This is a genomic window from Streptomyces sp. ASQP_92 (genome assembly GCF_025399895.1).
In the GTDB taxonomy this organism is placed as follows: domain Bacteria; phylum Actinomycetota; class Actinomycetes; order Streptomycetales; family Streptomycetaceae; genus Streptomyces.
On sequence record NZ_JAODUA010000006.1, the window covers coordinates 14,727 to 31,992 of the forward strand.

A 17,266-nucleotide genomic window follows, 5' to 3' on the forward strand; every position below is an offset into this window, starting at 1 on the left:
CCTCCTGCTGTTGCTGGCTCGCCCTGCTGGCTTTCGTCGTCGGCTGTGTCGCCGGGGACCAGTCTGACGTACGCCGCTGACAGTCGGTGCGCGTCGCGGTCAAGTCGCGTCGAGCGGCGTCGGGAGCTCCGGCGGCCAGTTGTGCACAGGCCCCACTTCCAAACGGATTCCTAGCTAACTCTAAGTGGGAGTAGTAGTAGGGCCTGTGGAAACCGTGGATAACCCCGTTTTCGCAGGTCACACCCGCTTTTTTATCCACTGCCCCTGTGGGTGGAGCCGGTGGACAACCAGGGGTTTCTGTGGACGCCCGAAAGTTCTGCACATCCCGTGCACAGGACAGGGGTAGTTCTCCCCAACGCTGTCCCCAGCTTTACCCCGGTTCCCCACAGCCCAACCCGTCTCCTTGGTGTGACGGCTTTCACTCGGTCCGGTGGTTCCGGGTGTTTCGTTGCCGAACAGTGGACAGCTCTGTGGAGAAGCTGGGGACAACGGATCGCAGCCTGTGGGCCGCCGGTGGAAAACTTTGCCCACAGGCTGTGGACAGAGGATTCGTCCACAAGCTGTGGAGCAGCGATGCCCACAAATCCACAGGCGGTTGACCTGGGGTGATGGAGTATCAGCCGCTGTGCCTGTGGAAGCAATCTGGACAACTTCGCAGTCCCCAGGGTGTGGACGGAGAAAAGTCCCCGGATCTGTGGAGAACCGCCTCTGACCAGCTGGTATTCGAACACCGGGGGCCGCGTCGACGTCGTACACACGCTTCCTTCCACGTCGTACGCACGGATTCCGGAGCCCCTCGGAGCCGTCCCGGGGCCTTCCGGGAGCCCCCTCGGAGGCGCTCTGAGGCCTTCCTGGTGAAGGTCTGGAACGCCGAAGGGCACCCGGGGAAGGGATCCCCGGGCGCCCTTGGAGGGGTCCGTGCCGGCGTCGTCAGCCGTTCTTGATGCGGTTGGTGAGCTCGGTGACCTGGTTGTAGATGGAGCGGCGCTCCGCCATCAGGGCCCGGATCTTGCGGTCGGCGTGCATCACCGTCGTGTGGTCGCGGCCGCCGAACTGGGCCCCGATCTTGGGCAGCGAGAGATCGGTGAGCTCGCGGCACAGATACATGGCGATCTGGCGGGCCGTCACCAGGACCCGGCTGCGTGAGGATCCGCAGAGGTCCTCCACCGTCAGGCCGAAGTAGTCGGCGGTCGCTGCCATGATGGCGCTCGCGGTGATCTCGGGCGCCGAGTCCTCGCCGCCGGGGATCAGGTCCTTCAGGACGATCTCGGTGAGCCCGAGGTCCACCGGCTGCCGGTTCAGCGAGGCGAAGGCCGTGACCCGGATCAGCGCGCCCTCCAGCTCACGGATGTTGCGTGAGATCCGGGACGCGATGAACTCCAGCACCTCCGGCGGGGCGTTGAGCTGCTCCTGCACCGCCTTCTTACGGAGGATCGCGATACGCGTCTCCAGCTCGGGCGGCTGCACATCGGTGGTCAGGCCCCACTCGAAGCGGTTGCGCAGCCGGTCCTCCAGGGTCATCAGCTGCTTGGGCGGCCGGTCCGAGGAGAGCACGATCTGCTTGTTGGCGTTGTGGAGCGTGTTGAAGGTGTGGAAGAACTCCTCCTGCGTCGACTCCTTGCTCGCCAGGAACTGGATGTCGTCGACCAGGAGGATGTCGACATCGCGGTACCGCTTGCGGAAGGTGTCGCCCTTGCCGTCGCGGATCGAGTTGATGAACTCGTTGGTGAACTCCTCGGAGCTCACGTAGCGCACCCGCGTGCCGGGGTACAGGCTGCGCGCGTAGTGCCCGATCGCGTGCAGCAGGTGGGTCTTGCCGAGGCCCGACTCCCCATAGATGAACAGGGGGTTGTACGCCTTCGCCGGCGCCTCGGCCACCGCGACGGCCGCAGCGTGCGCGAAGCGGTTCGACGAGCCGATGACGAAGGTGTCGAAGAGGTACTTCGGGTTCAGCCGCGCGTGCGGCTCGCCCGGACCGCCCTTCGCCGGGGCCCCGCCCGACGGGGACGGCGCGAGGTGGCCGGAGCCGCCGCGCTGCGGGGGCTGCCCGTCCGGCAGCTCACGCCGCTCGGACCGCTGCTCGTGGCGCTGCTGCTCGTACGGCTGGGGCTTGGGCTGCTCGTAGGAGCCCCGGCCCTGGTCGTACTGGCCGTGGTCCTGGTCGTACTGGCCGCGCTCGGGCATCTGCGGCGAGCGGTAGTCGTGCTGGGGCTGCTGGGGGCGGGAGCCGCCGTACGGCTCGCGCCACTGGTCGCCCGAGGACTCGCGGTCCTGGAAGCCGCCCAGGCGCGGCTGCTGCCAGAGGTCCTCCTGCGAGCGCGGCCAGGAGCCGGGCTCGGGACGCTGCTGGTACTCGCCGGGGTAGGCGGGGCGCACGGTCGGCAGGCCGTCGTCGGAGGGGCGGCCGTACGGGTCGTCCTGGTAACGCGGCTGCTGCGAGGAGGACTGCTGGGGGGCGGGCGGCGCGGAATCGCCCACCGAGTCGTCGACGGTGATCGCGATGCGGATGGTGCGACCACACTCCCGGCTGAGGGTCTCGCTGATCAGCGGGGCGAGCCGGCCCTCCAGGACGCGCTTGCCCCATTCGTTGGGGACGGCGAGCAGCGCGGTGTCGGCCACCAGGGCGAGCGGCTGGCAGCGCTCGATCCACTGCTTGTCCTTGGGCTCGATGCCCTGCTGCCCCTCTCCGAGGAGATGCTCCAGCACTCGTGGCCACACTGCGGCAAGATCGGCAGGTACATCAGCCACAGGGCACGCTCTCTCGCAGGTCCCACGAATGTGTGGTTCTCGGGACGGGATGGGATGGCACAGACAGACAGGCAAGGACAGATGGGGAAAAGACTGGGAGTTCAGCCACGGTAGTCGGGCCTACTGACGTGGTTCAAGTTGTTGTCCACAGCCTGTGCATACCGGGACCCGGCGAGACGCCGGTTTGACCGGATGGCGTAGCCGCGCGTACCGTAACCAGGTCGAGTTGTCGATGGCTGCTGCCGCCTGCCTCCGATGGGCAAAGATCACGATCTGTGGTCGTGAAGCGGTGCACACGGGCGTATACGCGAGCTACTCGTGGGCGCACGGTGACAGCCAGGCGATGTCCCGCCGCCAACGAATCATTTCTGGAGCCCCCGAGTGAGCAAGCGCACCTTCCAGCCGAACAACCGTCGCCGCGCCAAGACCCACGGCTTCCGCCTGCGGATGCGTACCCGTGCCGGCCGCGCGATTCTCGCGAACCGCCGTGGCAAGGGTCGCGCAAGCCTGTCCGCGTAATAGCCGACAGGTCATGACGTGCTGCCTACCGAGAATCGGCTGAGGCGGCGCGAGGACTTCGCGACCGCGGTACGCCGAGGACGCCGGGCCGGCCGCCCGCTCCTCGTCGTCCATCTACGCAGCGGTACAACGGACCCGCACGCGCCTGGGGAGAGCGCTCCCCCGACGCGTGCGGGTTTCGTTGTCAGCAAGGCCGTCGGCGTGGCAGTCGTCCGCAACCTGGTGAAGCGCAGGCTTCGCCATCTCATGCGCGAACGGCTGTCCCAGTTGCCCCCCGGTAGCCTGGTGGTCGTACGGGCATTGCCCGGTGCGGGCGATGCCGACCATGCACAGCTGGCCCGAGACCTGGACGCCGCCCTCGCGCGGCTGCTGGGAGGGGGCGCGCGATGAAGTACCCGCTGCTGGCCCTGATCAAGCTGTATCAGTGGACGATCAGCCCACTTCTGGGGCCCGTCTGCAGGTACTACCCGTCGTGTTCCCACTATGGATATACGGCGATCGACCGGCACGGTGCCGTCAAAGGCACAGCCCTGACCGCCTGGCGCATTCTGCGGTGCAATCCGTGGACGCCGGGCGGTGTGGACTACGTACCGGAGCGCAAGCGACCTCGTTGGCACGAGGCGCTGCGCGCTGCCTGGCGCGGCGACAAGGGCGGGCAGTCCGCCGCTGAGACCGAGACAAGCCCGGCCGCAGAGACCCCGCCCAATGCTCAAGGAGCCTGATTAGTGGACACGATTGCCAGTCTGTTCAGCTTCATCACCTGGCCTGTTTCCTGGGTCATCGTCCAGTTCCACAAGTTGTACGGCGCGATCTTCGGGCCGGACACGGGTTGGGCCTGGGGCCTGTCGATCGTGTCCCTTGTGGTGCTGATCCGTATCTGCCTGATCCCGCTCTTCGTGAAGCAGATCAAGTCGACCCGGAACATGCAGGCGCTCCAGCCGAAGATGAAGGCGATCCAGGAGCGCTACAAGAGCGACAAGCAGCGTCAGTCCGAAGAGATGATGAAGCTGTACAAGGAGACGGGCACCAACCCGCTCTCCTCGTGCCTTCCGATCCTCGCTCAGTCGCCCTTCTTCTTCGCGCTCTACCACGTGCTGTCGGGCATCGCCAACGGCAAGACCATCGGCGTCATCAACCAGCCGCTCCTCGAGAGCGCCCAGAAGGCCCACATCGTCGGTGCCCCGCTGGCCGCGAAGTTCATGGACAGCGCCTCCAAGGTCGAGGGCCTGGGTGCCACGCTGACCGACGTCCGCGTCGTCACCGCGATCATGATCGTGCTGATGTCGGCCTCGCAGTTCTTCACCCAGCGCCAGCTGATGACGAAGAACGTCGACCTGTCGGTCAAGACGCCGTTCATGCAGCAGCAGAAGATGCTGATGTACGTCTTCCCCGTCATGTTCGCCGTGATGGGCATCAACTTCCCCGTCGGTGTCCTCGTCTACTGGCTGACCACCAACGTGTGGACCATGGGCCAGCAGATGTACGTCATCAACCAGAACCCGACGCCGGGTTCCAAGGCCCAGGAGCACTACCTGGACCGGCTGCTCAAGAGCGTCGCCCTGCACAGCGAGGTGCGCGGCAAGCGCCGGCGCGCCGTCGTCCAGGCGATCGTGGCCAAGGGCCCGGACCGCAATGACATCGAGCGCAAGTTCGTCACCGGCCTCTCCAAGCAGGGCTTCGTGGCCCAGGCCGACGGTTCCGTGGTGAAGAGCGACGTGGCGGTGGCCGAGGCCGAGGGCGGGGCGACGCCCAGGCGTCAGCAGCCCAAGCGGCAGACCAAGGCGCAGCGCCAGGCCGGCGCGGTTCAGCAGGAGGACGCGGCGGCGAAGACCTCGCTGTCGAAGGGCCCCGTCGCCGCCGAGCCCTCGGACGCGGTGCCCGCGGAGACGAAGGCCGCGCCGCAGGACGCCAAGCCCAAGCAGGAAGCCAAGCCGAAGCAGGGCAAGCCCACCGCAGGCCAGGCACGAGCCAAGTCGGGCCAGCGCAAGGGTCAGCAGCGGCCCAAGCACCCGACCAAGAAGTAAGAAGGAGTCCATCCGTGACGGAAGGCACCACCTCCCCGGCCGCTGAGGGCGTCGACACCCTCTCCCGCCTGGAGCAGGAAGGGGAGATCGCCGCCGATTACCTCGAGGGCCTGCTCGACATCGCCGACCTGGACGGCGACATCGACATGGACGTCGAGGCGGACCGGGCCGCGGTCTCGATCATCAGCGACAGCGACCGTGATCTTCAGAAGCTTGTCGGACGCGACGGTGAGGTGCTGGAGGCTCTCCAGGAGCTGACGCGCCTTGCCGTGCACCGCGAGACCGGGGACCGCAGCCGGCTGATGCTGGACATCGGCGGCTACCGGGCCAAGAAGCGCACGGAGCTCGCGGAGCTGGGCGCCAAGGCGGCGGACGAGGTCAAGAGCACCGGGGCGCCGGTGAAGCTGGACCCGATGACGCCGTTCGAGCGCAAGGTCGTCCACGACGCCGTCGCCGCCGCGGGGCTGCGCAGCGAATCGGAGGGCGAGGAGCCGCAGCGCTTCGTCGTCGTGCTGCCCGCCTGAGCGGTCATTGCCTTGTCGGCCCCGTCTGTTCGCAGGCGGGGCCGATCTTTGTCAGCCTGATAGTCAGCCACCACAGTGCGGCAACGCGTAGCTAGGGAAGGACGGTCCCCGTGACGGAGGCAGAGGCAGCAGCGGAGCTTCCCCCGGCGCCCGAGGAGGCGCGGGCGGTGTTCGGGGAGTTCTTCCCCGAGGCCGTGCGGTATGCGGAGCTGCTCGCGGATGCGGGGGTCAAGCGCGGTCTGATCGGTCCACGTGAGGTGCCACGCCTGTGGGAGCGCCACCTGCTCAACTGCGCGGTGCTCTCCGAGGTCGTCCCCGAAGGCGTCACGGTCTGCGACGTCGGCTCGGGCGCGGGACTGCCCGGCATCCCGCTGGCGCTGGTGCGCCCGGACCTGAAGATCACGCTCCTTGAGCCGCTGCTGCGCCGCACCAACTTCCTCCAGGAGGTCGTGGAGCTTCTCGGCCTCGACCATGTGACCGTGGTGCGAGGTCGCGCCGAGGAGATGCTGGGCAAGGTCACTCCGGTGCATGTGGTGACGGCCCGCGCGGTGGCACCGCTGGACCGGCTGGCCGGGTGGGGTGTTCCGCTGCTCCGTCCCTACGGCGAGATGCTGGCGCTCAAGGGCGACACGGCGGAGGAGGAGATCGTCGGCGCGCGTGCCGCGCTGAGCAAGCTCGGTGTGGTGGAGACCTCGGTGCTGCACGTGGGCGAGGGCTTGGTGGACCCGCTCTCCACGGTCGTACGGGTCGAGGTCGGCGAGAGCCCGGGCGGTGTGCGGTTCGCCGCGAAGCGCGCCAAGGCCGCCCGCACCAGCCGCACCCGGCGTCGCCGCTGAGATCCGGCCTCTCGTCGGAGATTCAGTGGGCGAATGGTCCATAGAAGGCCGTATACGTACGCATTTCGGAGTGTCGTAACGGCCGTTGGGTAGCGCGGATGCATCGTGTTTCACGTGAAACGTCGCTCACTGCTGCATGGAATCATCAGCCGCGGTCGCGCGGCTTCCTCGCCGCGCGACCGCAGGCCATTCGCGGGGGGCCCAGAGTCCCCCGTGAGGGCTACGGAGTTGTCCACAGAGGTGGATTCATCCACAGAAGACAGGGCCTCGCTGGTTCACGACCCCGAAGACATGGGAGGCTCTGTTCATTGCGAGCCTGAAGTCGAGGAGAGTGAATCCTTGCGGTCCGACGCCAACATCGCGGGACCGATGACCGATCCGGTCCCCGGTCCCCGTACCGAATCGGCGGGGGAGGATGTTTCACGTGAAACACCGCCCCCGATGGACGACACCCCTATCGGTCGTGCTGCCCAGCTGGCGGTGGAAGCTCTCGGCCGGGCCGGCGAGGGTCTGCCCCGGCCGGAGCAGACCCGCATCATGGTCGTTGCCAACCAGAAGGGCGGCGTGGGAAAGACCACCACCACGGTCAATCTCGCTGCTTCCCTGGCGCTGCACGGCGCTCGGGTCCTGGTGGTCGACCTCGATCCGCAGGGCAACGCCTCGACGGCACTGGGTATCGACCACCACGCTGACGTCCCTTCCATCTATGACGTTCTGGTCGAGAGCAGGCCGCTCTCCGAAGTGGTCCAGCCCGTCCCGGACGTCGAAGGCCTCTTCTGCGCACCGGCCACGATCGACCTCGCCGGTGCGGAGATCGAGCTCGTGTCCCTGGTGGCCCGGGAGAGCCGACTGCAGCGCGCCATCCAGGCGTACGAGCAGCCGCTGGACTACATCCTCATCGACTGCCCGCCCTCGCTGGGGCTGCTGACGGTGAACGCCCTGGTCGCGGGCGCCGAGGTACTGATCCCGATCCAGTGCGAGTACTACGCGCTGGAGGGTCTGGGCCAGCTCCTGAGGAATGTCGATCTCGTGCGCGGCCACCTCAACCCGACGCTGCACGTGTCGACGATCCTGCTGACGATGTACGACGGCAGGACCCGGCTCGCCTCCCAGGTGGCCGACGAGGTACGCAGCCACTTCGGCAAGGAGGTGCTGCGGACCAGCATTCCGCGGTCGGTACGCATCTCCGAGGCCCCGAGTTACGGGCAGACGGTGCTCACCTACGATCCGGGCTCCAGTGGCTCGCTGTCGTACCTCGAAGCTGCCCGCGAGATCGCCCTGCGCGGTGTCGGCGTGCAGTACGACCCCACGCACGCGCATGTGGTCAGCCAGAACAACCAGCACAGCATGTCGGAGGGGATCCAGTGAGTGAGCGACGCAGAGGACTGGGGCGTGGGCTCGGTGCGCTGATCCCATCAGCCGCGCAGGAGAAGCCCGGCTCCTCGGTGGGGACGGCTTCCACGTCTCCGTCGTCGGTGCCGGTCCTGACCGCTGAGCGGGGGGTGGCGGCCGCGAAGGTGACGACGCTGCCGGCGGCCTCCGTTCCACGTGAAACAGCTCCGGCGCCCGAGCCGGAGGCGGTACCGGAGCCGGTCGGCGCGGCGGGTGCGTTCTTCGCCGAGCTGCCGATCGACTCGATCACGCCGAACCCGCGCCAGCCGCGTGAGGTGTTCGACGAGGACGCGCTGTCCGAACTGGTCACCTCCATCAAGGAAGTGGGGCTTCTCCAGCCCGTCGTCGTCCGCCAGACCGGCCCCGAGCGCTACGAGCTCATCATGGGCGAGCGGCGCTGGCGGTCCTGCCGTGAGGCGGGGCTGGAGCGGATCCCCGCGATCGTCCGGGAGACGGATGACGAGAAGCTCCTTCTCGACGCCCTCCTGGAGAACCTCCACCGGGCCCAGCTGAACCCGCTGGAGGAGGCCGCGGCCTACGACCAGTTGCTCAGGGACTTCAAGTGCACCCATGACCAGCTGGCGGACCGCATCGGCCGTTCGCGTCCGCAGGTCTCCAACACCCTGCGTCTGCTGCGTCTTTCGGCCCCGGTTCAGCGCCGGGTGGCCGCCGGTGTTCTCTCGGCGGGCCACGCCAGGGCGCTGCTGTCGGTGGAGGACACCGCCGAACAGGACCGGCTCGCCCACCGCATCGTGGCGGAGGGCCTCTCGGTGCGGGCGGTCGAGGAGATCGTCAGCCTGATGTCCTCCGAGCCCCAGGCCGCCCCCAAGGCCAAGAGCCCCCGCGCGGGGGCGCGTCTGTCGCCCGCGCTGTCCGATCTGGCGCACCGGCTCTCGGATCGTTTCGAGACGCGGGTGAAGGTCGACCTCGGTCAGAAGAAGGGAAAGATCGTCGTTGAGTTCGCTTCGATAGACGATCTGGAGAGGATTCTCGGCACCCTCGCCCCGGGCGAGGGCAGGGTCCTGGAAAAGGGCCTCGCCGAGGACGCCTCGGACGACGGCGACAGCTGACTCCGCTCGGCTCCGCTTCAGGGCGGGCCGAGTTCCGGTTCTTACCGGAACTCGGCCCGCCCTTTGCATGCGGACGGTACCCCCGCCACGAAGGGGTGGATACGATGCGGTCTGGTATGGCACATCCACCTTGATCCATCCTTGAGGGAGGCGGGGGCCATGCGAACGGTGAGCCGCACTCAACTGGTGACGGCGGGGCTCGGTCTCGGGGCGGTCGGCGGATTCGTCGGCAGTCTGCTGCGGGAGCGGAACGCGCTGTCGGCCGCCCAGGGTGCGGCAGGCGAGGGAAGTGAGGAACAGCCTCCATGGGGCGACGGCTCGTACCGCTCACGCTGGACAACCTTCCGGACCTCCCCCAGCGCTGCCGCGGCTGTGTCTTCTGGGAGCTCGACCCGGTCAGCGGAGAAGCCGCGGTAAAAGCGGGCAGGCCCGAAGTGGAGAAAGAGGCCTGGATCTCGGGCGTGCTCCTGGAATGGGGATCCTGCGGACGCGTCGTCTACGTCGACGACATCCCGGTCGGCTATGTGCTCTACGCGCCCCCGGCCTACGTGCCCCGCTCCACCGCCTTTCCCACCAGCCCGGTGGCGGCCGATGCCGTCCAGCTCATGACCGCCTGGATCATGCCGGGGTATCAGGGGCAGGGGCTGGGGAGAGTGCTGGTCCAGACGGTTGCCAAGGATCTGCTGCGCCGTGGCTTCAAGGCCATCGAAGCGTTCGGGGACGCCCGGTGGCGCGAGCCCGCGTGTGTGCTGCCGGCCGATCATCTCTTGGCCGTGGGCTTCAAGACCGTACGGCCCCACCCTCGGTATCCGCGGATGCGCCTGGAACTGCGGACGACGCTGTCCTGGAAGGAAGACGTCGAACTCGCCCTGGACCGGCTGCTCGGAGCGGTCCAGAAGGAACCGGCCCTCAGGCCGCTGTAAGCGGTGTTTCACGTGAAACGACGAGTGCGTGGGATTACTACTCGGAGATGAAGTCGGCGAGGTCGCGCTCCAGCGCGGCCTTCGGCTTGGCACCGACGATCGTCTTGACGACCTCGCCGCCCTGGTAGACGTTGAGCGTCGGGATCGACATGACGCCGTACTTCGCGGCGGTCTCCGGGTTCTGGTCGATGTTGAGCTTGACGATCTCGATCTTGCCGCCGTGCTCGGCGGCGATGGCCTCCAGAGACGGGGCGATCTGGCGGCACGGGCCGCACCACTCGGCCCAGAAGTCCACGAGGACGGGCTTGTCGCTCTTGATGACGACCTCGTCGAAGTCGGCGTCGGTCACGTGCTTCAGGGTGCCGGCCACGGCAGTCTCCTAAGGGGTGTTGGGGGGGGAGGGGGAAGCTGAAAGCGGCGGTTCAGACGCCGGCTGCGGCCTTCTCGCTGTCCGAGAGAGCGGCCAGGAAGCGCTCCGCGTCGAGGGCGGCGGAGCAGCCGGTGCCGGCGGCCGTGATGGCCTGGCGGTAGGTGTGGTCGACGACGTCGCCGGCGCCGAAGACACCGGTGAGGTTGGTACGGGTCGACGGGGCGTCGACCTTCAGGTAGCCCTCGTCGTCCAGGTCCAGCTGGCCCTTGAAGAGCTCCGTGCGCGGGTCGTGCCCGACGGCGATGAACAGGCCCGTGACCGGCAGCTCGGAGGTCTCGCCGGTCTTGGTGTTGCGCAGCGTCAGACCGGAGAGCTTCTGGTCGCCGTGGATCTCGGCCACCTCGCTGTCCCAGGCGAACTTGATCTTCTCGTCGGAGAAGGCGCGCTCCTGCATGGCCTTGGAGGCGCGCAGGCTGTCACGGCGGTGGACGATCGTGACCGACTTGGCGAAGCGCGAGAGGAAGGTCGCCTCCTCCATCGCGGTGTCGCCACCACCGACCACGGCGATGTCCTGGTCCTTGAAGAAGAAGCCGTCGCACGTGGCACACCAGGAGACGCCGCGGCCGGACAGCTTGTCCTCGTTGGGCAGGCCCAGCTTGCGGTGCTGCGAGCCGGTGGTGACGATGACGGCCTTGGCGCGGTGGACGGTGCCCGCGGTGTCCGTGACGGTCTTGATGTCACCCGTCAGGTCCACGGCGACGACGTCGTCCGGAACCAGCTCGGCGCCGAAGCGCTCGGCCTGGCCGCGCATGTTGTCCATGAGCTCCGGGCCCATGATGCCGTCCTGGAAGCCGGGGAAGTTCTCCACCTCGGTGGTGTTCATCAGCGCACCGCCGGCGGTGACGGCGCCCTCGAACACCAGCGGCTTCAGCGACGCACGTGCGGTGTACAGCGCGGCCGTGTACCCGGCCGGCCCCGAGCCAATGATGATCACGTTACGGACGTCGCTCACGGATTTCTTCCTCGTCTCTGCGGACTGCCTACTGCCTGTTGGGGCCCCGGTCCAGGACTCTCACCCCACCCAACGGATCCTACGGGGGTTGCATTCCCGGGCCGGACGGGCCGCACGCGGAAGCGGCTTCCGCAACCGCTCAGGAGCGCGGGTAGGAGTGGGTCAGCAGTAGCTTGCCCGCAGCCGGAGAACCCGTGTTCTCGCAGGTCGCATCGACGATGTACGCCTCTACGTTCGCGGGGTTCGCCTGGTCGGGCAGGACGACGAGATACACCTGGCTTCCCTCGTACGTGCCCTGTTCGGTCGCCAGCGGTGTCTGGGAGGGGCGTCCGGTGCCCGCCTGGACACAGGGCGGCACGCTGACGGCGGATCGCAGGGTGTCCGAGTGGTTCTCGTCGCTGGGCGCGTTCTTCGTCGACGGCGCGATCTCCGCCGAGGGAGCCTTCCCGGAGGCCTGACCGCCGTGCTGGGACAGCAGCGACTGGACGCGGTTCTCGAGGGTGCCCGAGGAGAACACGGTGCCGCCGGGTACGGATGCGGGGGACGAGGCCTGCCGTGCCGAGGGAGGAGGCGCCGTGGACTGGCCGTTCTGGACGAAGAAGATTCCCGCCCCCACGGCCGCGGCGCCGATGACCGCGCTGAGCACGGCCGTACGGCGGCGGCGTGCCGTGGCGCCACGGCCGGGTCCCGTCGCGGCCCGGCCGCGGCCTGCGGGGCGGTCGGTCTGGGGAGCCGCTGGAACGGTGGTCGGCTCGGCGGCCGGTGCACTGGCAGCGGCGGCCGTTTCACGTGAAACATGCGTGGTTTCACGCGAGGGGTTGTCGGGGGCCGTGGCGTTGAGAAGTGCTTCGGCGGCGAGCGCCGCGTCGATGCGGCCTGCGATATCGACGGGCATGCGGTGGGGCCCGGGCAGGGTACCCAGCAGATCACGGATCTCGTCCAGGGAGGTCCGTACATCGGCACAGAGGGCGCAGCCCTGGAGGTGGCGCCGGACATCCTCCGCACGGGACGGCGAGAGGAGCCCTTCGGTGAGTTCGGAGATCTCCGAGACGTCCGGGTGTTGTGTCGTTCCGGTCGTGGATGTCACGCGCGCCCACCTCCGCCCTTCACGGCAGCCGAATCGCTCGGTCCTGCGTTGTTCGTTCCTGACCCCGGTGGGACGGATGTCCCCGGCGTCCGGTTCCTTCCCCCACCGGACTCTCCGCTACCCCCCGTATCGGCGCGCAGATGAGTGAGCAGGGGCAGCAACCGGGCACGCCCCCGGGCGCAGCGGCTCTTCACCGTGCCGGTGGGGACGTCGAGCACAGCGGCCGCCTCGGCCACGGGGTAGCCCTGCATGTCGACGAGCACGAGGGCGGCGCGCTGATCCGGCGGCAGAGTGGCCAACGCCGAGACGAGCTGGCGGTGCAGATCCTCCCGCTCGGCCGGGGCCTCGGCGGACTCGTGCGGCTCCAGTAGCTGGTCCAGGCGCTCGGTGTCGTCGACCGGCGACGTCTTGCGGGAGGCCGCCTTGCGCGCCCGGTCGAGACAGGCGTTCACCGTGATGCGGTGCAGCCAGGTGGTGACGGCCGACTGACCGCGGAAGGTGTGGGCGGCTCGATAGGCGGAGACCAGAGCGTCCTGGACGGCGTCGGCGGCCTCCTCGCGGTCCCCCAGCGTGCGCAGTGCCACCGCCCAGAGCCGATCGCGGTGACGCCGCACGATCTCACCGAAGGCGTCGGGGTCGCCCTCGACATGCCGCCTCAGAAGATCCTGGTCGCTTATGTCGCCCAGTGTGGCTTCGTCCAACGGTGAGCCTCCCCCTGCCGTTCGGTCAGCCGGCGAACTTCACATCGGTGATGGCCTGCTTGTGGCCGGGCTTGCTGTAGTCATCGCGTGGGGAATCAGGCATGGCCGTCATCCACAGGAGCACGTAGCGCGTTTTCACTGGAGAGCCCGCCGTGAAGTCGGCCCGCTTGCCGCTGGTCTGGGTCTTGGCGATCGTCTTCATCTCGCTCACCGACGTCGAGGGGGTGAGTGAGTCCGTCGCGTACAGCGTGATGGTGGTGTGATCTCCGGTGTAACGCAACAGTATCGACGCGGTCGAGACGTTCCTGGACGAGCCGAGGTCGTAGACGATGCCGACGCCGGCCTTCACGGAGGGCACCAGGTCGGGGCCGTCGATGAAGCTCTTGGTGCGCCAGTAGGTGGAGGAGCTGCCGTCGTACGTCTTCCGTACGTCGTCGGCGTTCTGCGGCGATCCGTCCGGCGCGTACTCCTGGGCGTCCTGGATCTTGATCGGGACGGGGGCGTGCGGTTTGTCCCCGTCGCTGTGGTCCGTGGTCTGGGTGTTGCCGGTCTCGTTGGTGCCGGCCTTGTCGTGGTTGAGCAGGGCATCGGCGAGCTGCCAGCTGCCCAGTCCGAGCGCGGCGATCAGGAGGGCCGAGACACCCCACTTGAGGGCCTTGCCGGTGCGTCCCTGAAGCGGCGGGGGCGGTGGAGGCAGGGGCTGGGTGACGGAGGGGCCGGGGCCGGTGGCCGGGCGGGCGTACGTCCCCTGCTGGTAGGTGGTGCGCTGGTATTCGGGGGGCGCGGTGAACGCGGGCTCCGGCGGGCGGATGCGCGGCATCTCCCCGATGGCCTTCACCAGCTCGTCCGGGGTGGTGCACGGCGGTTCCTGGCGGGAAGCGGTGGCCCCGTCGTTGACCAGGGCCCGCATGGCGAGCTCCGAGAGGCCCCGATGGATGCCCGCCCGTACCTGGTCGGGCGCGATGAGGCCGACGCCCTTGGGTAGCCCGTGCAGCCCGTAGGCGTCGCTCTCGTACGGCCAGCGCTGGGTGAGCACGGCGTACAGGAGGGCGCCGATGGCCTCGGTGTCCGTGCGCTGCGGGGTGTCGGAGCTGATGCCGCGCAGCGCCGCGGCGACCGCCAGGCCGCGGATGCGGTACTGCCCGGTCGAGGTCCGCAGGACCGCGCTCGGGGTGAGCCTGAGGTGTGCGAGGCCCTCGCGGTGGGCGGCCGCCATGGCCTGCGAGACCTGGGTGACCATCTGGTAGGCGTCGTGCGCCTCCAGCGGGCCGAGCGCCAGCAGCGCGGTGAGCTCGGTGGCGTCCGGCAGCCACTCGTGGACGACGTAGACGAGGTCGTTCTCCTCGACGGCGTCGAGGACCTGCACGAAGCGGGGGTCACCGAGGAGCGCGGAGGACCGGGCGGCGGCCAGGACGGAGCGTGCCCGGGGGTGGTCGGCGGGCAGCAGGTGGACGCCGACGGCTCGGCGGAGTTTCTCATCGACCGCACGCCAGCTGCTGAAACCGTCCAGACGGGTGACGCACTCCTCGAGGCGGTAGCGTCTGGCCAGCTTGTGGCCGCTGTGCAGTTCGGGCGTCGCGATGGACGGCTCGGTGGCCTTGCGCTCACCGCCGGGGCCGTTGGCGCTCTGCTCCGCCGTGTCTGCCGTGTCGATGGACTCCGTCACCCCGTCGGTCGTCGCCTGATCCGCCTTGGCGGTCAGCGGGTTGTCGCCGCTGTTGTCGGCCACGTCGACGGCAGCCGTGCTACGTTCCGCCACCGTCGCTCCTGCCTCCCCATCCGTTGCGTGCTGTAGGCCAGCCATGCAAAGTCATGCCAATTGTGCCCACAGTCCAGCACTATGCACGACACGCGGTGGCCGGCGATGGTTGTGCGCGGGGCTCCGGCCTCAGCGGCCGAGCCGGCCGCGCACCATTCCGACCATGGCGTTGAGCTCTTCGATGCGCATCCGCTTGGCCGCGACGAAGAAGACTCCCATCAGCACGGCACCGCCGACGACCAGTGCCACCACCGATCCTCCCGCGCCCTCGCCGAGGAACTTCAGCAGGCCGAAGCCGACCGCGCCGGCGACCACAGCGGCCGGCACCGCGGCGAGGCAGAGGCGGGCGTAGGTGCGCAGGACGTGCGCGCCGTCCAGGTCGCCGCCCAGCCGGTCACGCAGCCGGCGCCACGCCACTCCGACGCCCACGGCGTAGGCAAGACCGTAGGCACCGGCCATGCCGACCACGGCCCAGCGGGCGGGCAGCACGACGTAGCAGGCGGCCGAGACCGCCGCGTTGACGGCGGCCACGATGACCGTGTTGTAGAACGGCGTGCGGGTGTCCTCGTACGCGTAGAAACCGCGCAGCACGACGTACTGCACCGAGTACGGGATCAGGCCGAGCGCGAACGCCATGAGGATGAAGCCCATGGACTGGGCGGCCTGAATGCCGCTCGACGCGTACAGCAGGGTGCACATGGGGACGCCGAGCGCGAGGAACGCGAAGGCGACGGGCACGATCGCGACCGCCGAGTTCCGCAGACCCTGCGAGATGTCGTCGCGGACCGCGCCGGGGTCGTTGTCGTGCGCGGCGCGCGAGATGCGCGGCAGCAGCGCGGCCATGACCGAGACGGTGATGATGGCCTGCGGCATGCCCCAGATCAGCTGGGCGTTGGAGTAGGCGAGGAAGCCCGCGCCGGAGCGTCCGGACTCCTTGCCCGCCGCCGTGGCGAGCCGGGTGACGACGATGACGCCGGCCTGGTTGGCGAGCACGAACATGACGGTCCACTTGGCCAGCTTGACCGTCTTGCCGAGGCCGTGGCCCTTCCAGTCGAAGCGCGGCCGGAAGCGGAACCCGGTCTCTCGGAGGTAGGGGAGCATCGCCAGGGCCTGCACCACGAGGCCGAGCAGGGTGCCGATGCCGAGCAGCCGCACCCCGTCGTGCGGGATCGTCTGGACTCCCATGTGGGACTCGGCGGAAGTGCCGTAGACCCAGATGAACAGGCCGAACGTGGAGATCATCACGATGTTGTTGAGGACCGGGGTCCACATCATCGCGCCGAACTTGCCGCGGGCGTTGAGGATCTGGCCCATCACCACGTGCACACCCATGAAGAAGATCGTGGGCAGGCAGTAGCGGGCGAACGTGACGGCGACGCTGTTGGCGGCCGCGTCATTGCCGATGGTGGGCGACATCAGCTGGATCAGCAGGGGCGCCCCGATGACCGCGAGCACCACGATGGTGCCGAGCGCGACCATGACGAGGGTCAGCAGGCGGTTGGCATACGCCTCGCCACCGTCCTCGTCGTCCTTCATGGAGCGCACCAGCTGGGGCACGAACACCGAGTTCAGACCGCCGCCGACGGTCAGGATGTAGATCATCGTCGGCAGGGTGTACGCGATGGTGAAGGTGTCGCCGAGCAGGGCGGCACCCAGCGCGGCCGTGATCACCAGGCTGCGTACGAAGCCCGTGAGCCGGGACACCAGGGTGCCCGCGGCCATCACGGCGCTGGACTTCAGCAGGCCTGAGGCGCGGCCGGCCGGCTTGCGCGGCGGCTCGGGGGCCTGGTCCGGCGCGGCGGGAGCCGGGGGCTGGCCCGCCTGCTGCTGGTCGCGGTATAGGTGAGCGAAGGCGTCCTGCTCGGGCAGTTCCTCACCCGCCTGGGTGACGAGGTCGTCGAGGCCCACGAATTGCGTGGTTCGCGCGTCGTCACCGTAGGGCAGATGGCGCGAGGGGCCCTCGGGCTCGGGCGGCGGCGTCTGCGCCCAGATCCGCGGATCGGGCGCGTACTGCTGGGCCGCGGGCTGCTGGTAGAGCGGCTGCTGCTCGGGATAGGTGCCCGGGGGCGGCGGCGGGTGCGCGGCGCGGTCGTACAGCGCCTCGGTCACCGGATCCTGGGCGGACAGGTCCTGTTCCCGGTACGGATCGTAGGCATAGGCGTCCTGGACGTACGGGTCCGGAGCTGACTGCGGCGGCGGGATCTGCCCCGCCTGGGTGGGTGCCGGGGGCATGCCCCCGGAGGGCGCGGCACCGCTGCCAGCGCCCTGCCCACGGTCACCGTCGTACGGCGCGTTCATGGT

The 17,266-nt window shown here is 68.8% G+C and carries 16 protein-coding genes; 9 read left to right on the top strand and 7 right to left on the bottom strand.

The features are described 5' to 3' along the window. Positions 1–930: 930 nt before the first annotated feature. Positions 931–2,748 carry a chromosomal replication initiator protein DnaA gene (dnaA, locus tag N4G70_RS15955; RefSeq protein ID WP_261713316.1) on the bottom strand — a complete coding sequence of 606 codons (1,818 nt, stop codon included), beginning with the start codon at positions 2,746–2,748 and terminating at the stop codon, positions 931–933. 381 nt (positions 2,749–3,129) lie between these two features. Between dnaA and rpmH the strand changes: the two genes are divergently transcribed. From rpmH to N4G70_RS16000, 9 genes are all read left to right on the top strand, one after another. Then, positions 3,130–3,267: a 50S ribosomal protein L34 gene (gene rpmH, locus N4G70_RS15960; protein WP_006381191.1), complete on the top strand. Its 138-nt coding sequence runs from the start codon at positions 3,130–3,132 to the stop codon at positions 3,265–3,267. Positions 3,268–3,285: 18 nt separating this feature from the next. Continuing rightward, positions 3,286–3,657 (top strand): ribonuclease P protein component, encoded by a 372-nt coding sequence (gene rnpA / locus N4G70_RS15965; RefSeq protein WP_120722441.1) that lies wholly within the window; start codon positions 3,286–3,288, stop codon positions 3,655–3,657. Beyond that, positions 3,654–3,989, top strand: a complete 336-nt coding sequence (gene yidD, locus N4G70_RS15970; protein ID WP_261713317.1) for a membrane protein insertion efficiency factor YidD — start codon at positions 3,654–3,656, stop codon at positions 3,987–3,989. The genes rnpA and yidD overlap by 4 nt, the downstream gene beginning before the upstream one ends. 3 nt (positions 3,990–3,992) lie before the next feature. Continuing rightward, positions 3,993–5,291 (top strand): membrane protein insertase YidC, encoded by a 1,299-nt coding sequence (gene yidC, locus N4G70_RS15975; protein ID WP_261713318.1) that lies wholly within the window; start codon positions 3,993–3,995, stop codon positions 5,289–5,291. 14 nt (positions 5,292–5,305) lie between these two features. Beyond that, on the top strand, positions 5,306–5,815 hold the full coding sequence (locus N4G70_RS15980) for a R3H domain-containing nucleic acid-binding protein (RefSeq protein WP_120722439.1): 510 nt from the start codon (positions 5,306–5,308) through the stop codon (positions 5,813–5,815). 110 nt (positions 5,816–5,925) lie between these two features. Then, the gene (gene rsmG / locus N4G70_RS15985; RefSeq protein ID WP_261713319.1) at positions 5,926–6,651 is read left to right on the top strand and encodes a 16S rRNA (guanine(527)-N(7))-methyltransferase RsmG; all 726 of its coding nucleotides are present in this window, start codon (positions 5,926–5,928) and stop codon (positions 6,649–6,651) included. Between the two features lie 291 nt (positions 6,652–6,942). Continuing rightward, positions 6,943–8,019, top strand: a complete 1,077-nt coding sequence (locus N4G70_RS15990; RefSeq protein WP_261713320.1) for a ParA family protein — start codon at positions 6,943–6,945, stop codon at positions 8,017–8,019. Beyond that, entirely contained in the window at positions 8,016–9,113 is a 1,098-nt protein-coding gene (locus tag N4G70_RS15995; protein ID WP_261713321.1) for a ParB/RepB/Spo0J family partition protein, read from the top strand. The genes N4G70_RS15990 and N4G70_RS15995 overlap by 4 nt, the downstream gene beginning before the upstream one ends. 305 nt (positions 9,114–9,418) lie before the next feature. Then, a complete protein-coding gene (locus N4G70_RS16000) occupies positions 9,419–10,036 on the top strand; it encodes a GNAT family N-acetyltransferase (protein ID WP_261713322.1) in 618 nt (205 codons plus the stop codon). A 37-nt stretch (positions 10,037–10,073) separates the two neighbouring features. Here the strand turns inward: N4G70_RS16000 and trxA are convergent, their stop codons facing one another. The 6 genes from trxA to murJ form a co-directional block, all read right to left on the bottom strand. Further along, positions 10,074–10,406 carry a thioredoxin gene (trxA, locus tag N4G70_RS16005; protein ID WP_261713323.1) on the bottom strand — a complete coding sequence of 111 codons (333 nt, stop codon included), beginning with the start codon at positions 10,404–10,406 and terminating at the stop codon, positions 10,074–10,076. A gap of 52 nt (positions 10,407–10,458) precedes the next feature. Next, the gene (trxB, locus tag N4G70_RS16010) at positions 10,459–11,418 is read right to left on the bottom strand and encodes a thioredoxin-disulfide reductase (protein WP_261713324.1); all 960 of its coding nucleotides are present in this window, start codon (positions 11,416–11,418) and stop codon (positions 10,459–10,461) included. A 139-nt stretch (positions 11,419–11,557) separates the two neighbouring features. Then, the gene (locus N4G70_RS16015) at positions 11,558–12,505 is read right to left on the bottom strand and encodes a zf-HC2 domain-containing protein (RefSeq protein ID WP_261713325.1); all 948 of its coding nucleotides are present in this window, start codon (positions 12,503–12,505) and stop codon (positions 11,558–11,560) included. Next, positions 12,502–13,206, bottom strand: coding sequence for an RNA polymerase sigma factor SigM (gene sigM / locus N4G70_RS16020; protein WP_261713326.1), 705 nt, complete (start codon positions 13,204–13,206; stop codon positions 12,502–12,504). Before sigM ends, N4G70_RS16015 begins: the two co-directional genes overlap by 4 nt. Before the next feature lie 25 nt (positions 13,207–13,231). Continuing rightward, on the bottom strand, positions 13,232–14,965 hold the full coding sequence (locus N4G70_RS16025; RefSeq protein ID WP_261713327.1) for a protein kinase family protein: 1,734 nt from the start codon (positions 14,963–14,965) through the stop codon (positions 13,232–13,234). Positions 14,966–15,094: 129 nt separating this feature from the next. Continuing rightward, on the bottom strand, positions 15,095–17,263 hold the full coding sequence (gene murJ / locus N4G70_RS16030; RefSeq protein WP_261713328.1) for a murein biosynthesis integral membrane protein MurJ: 2,169 nt from the start codon (positions 17,261–17,263) through the stop codon (positions 15,095–15,097). Between the last annotated feature and the right edge of the window lie 3 nt (positions 17,264–17,266).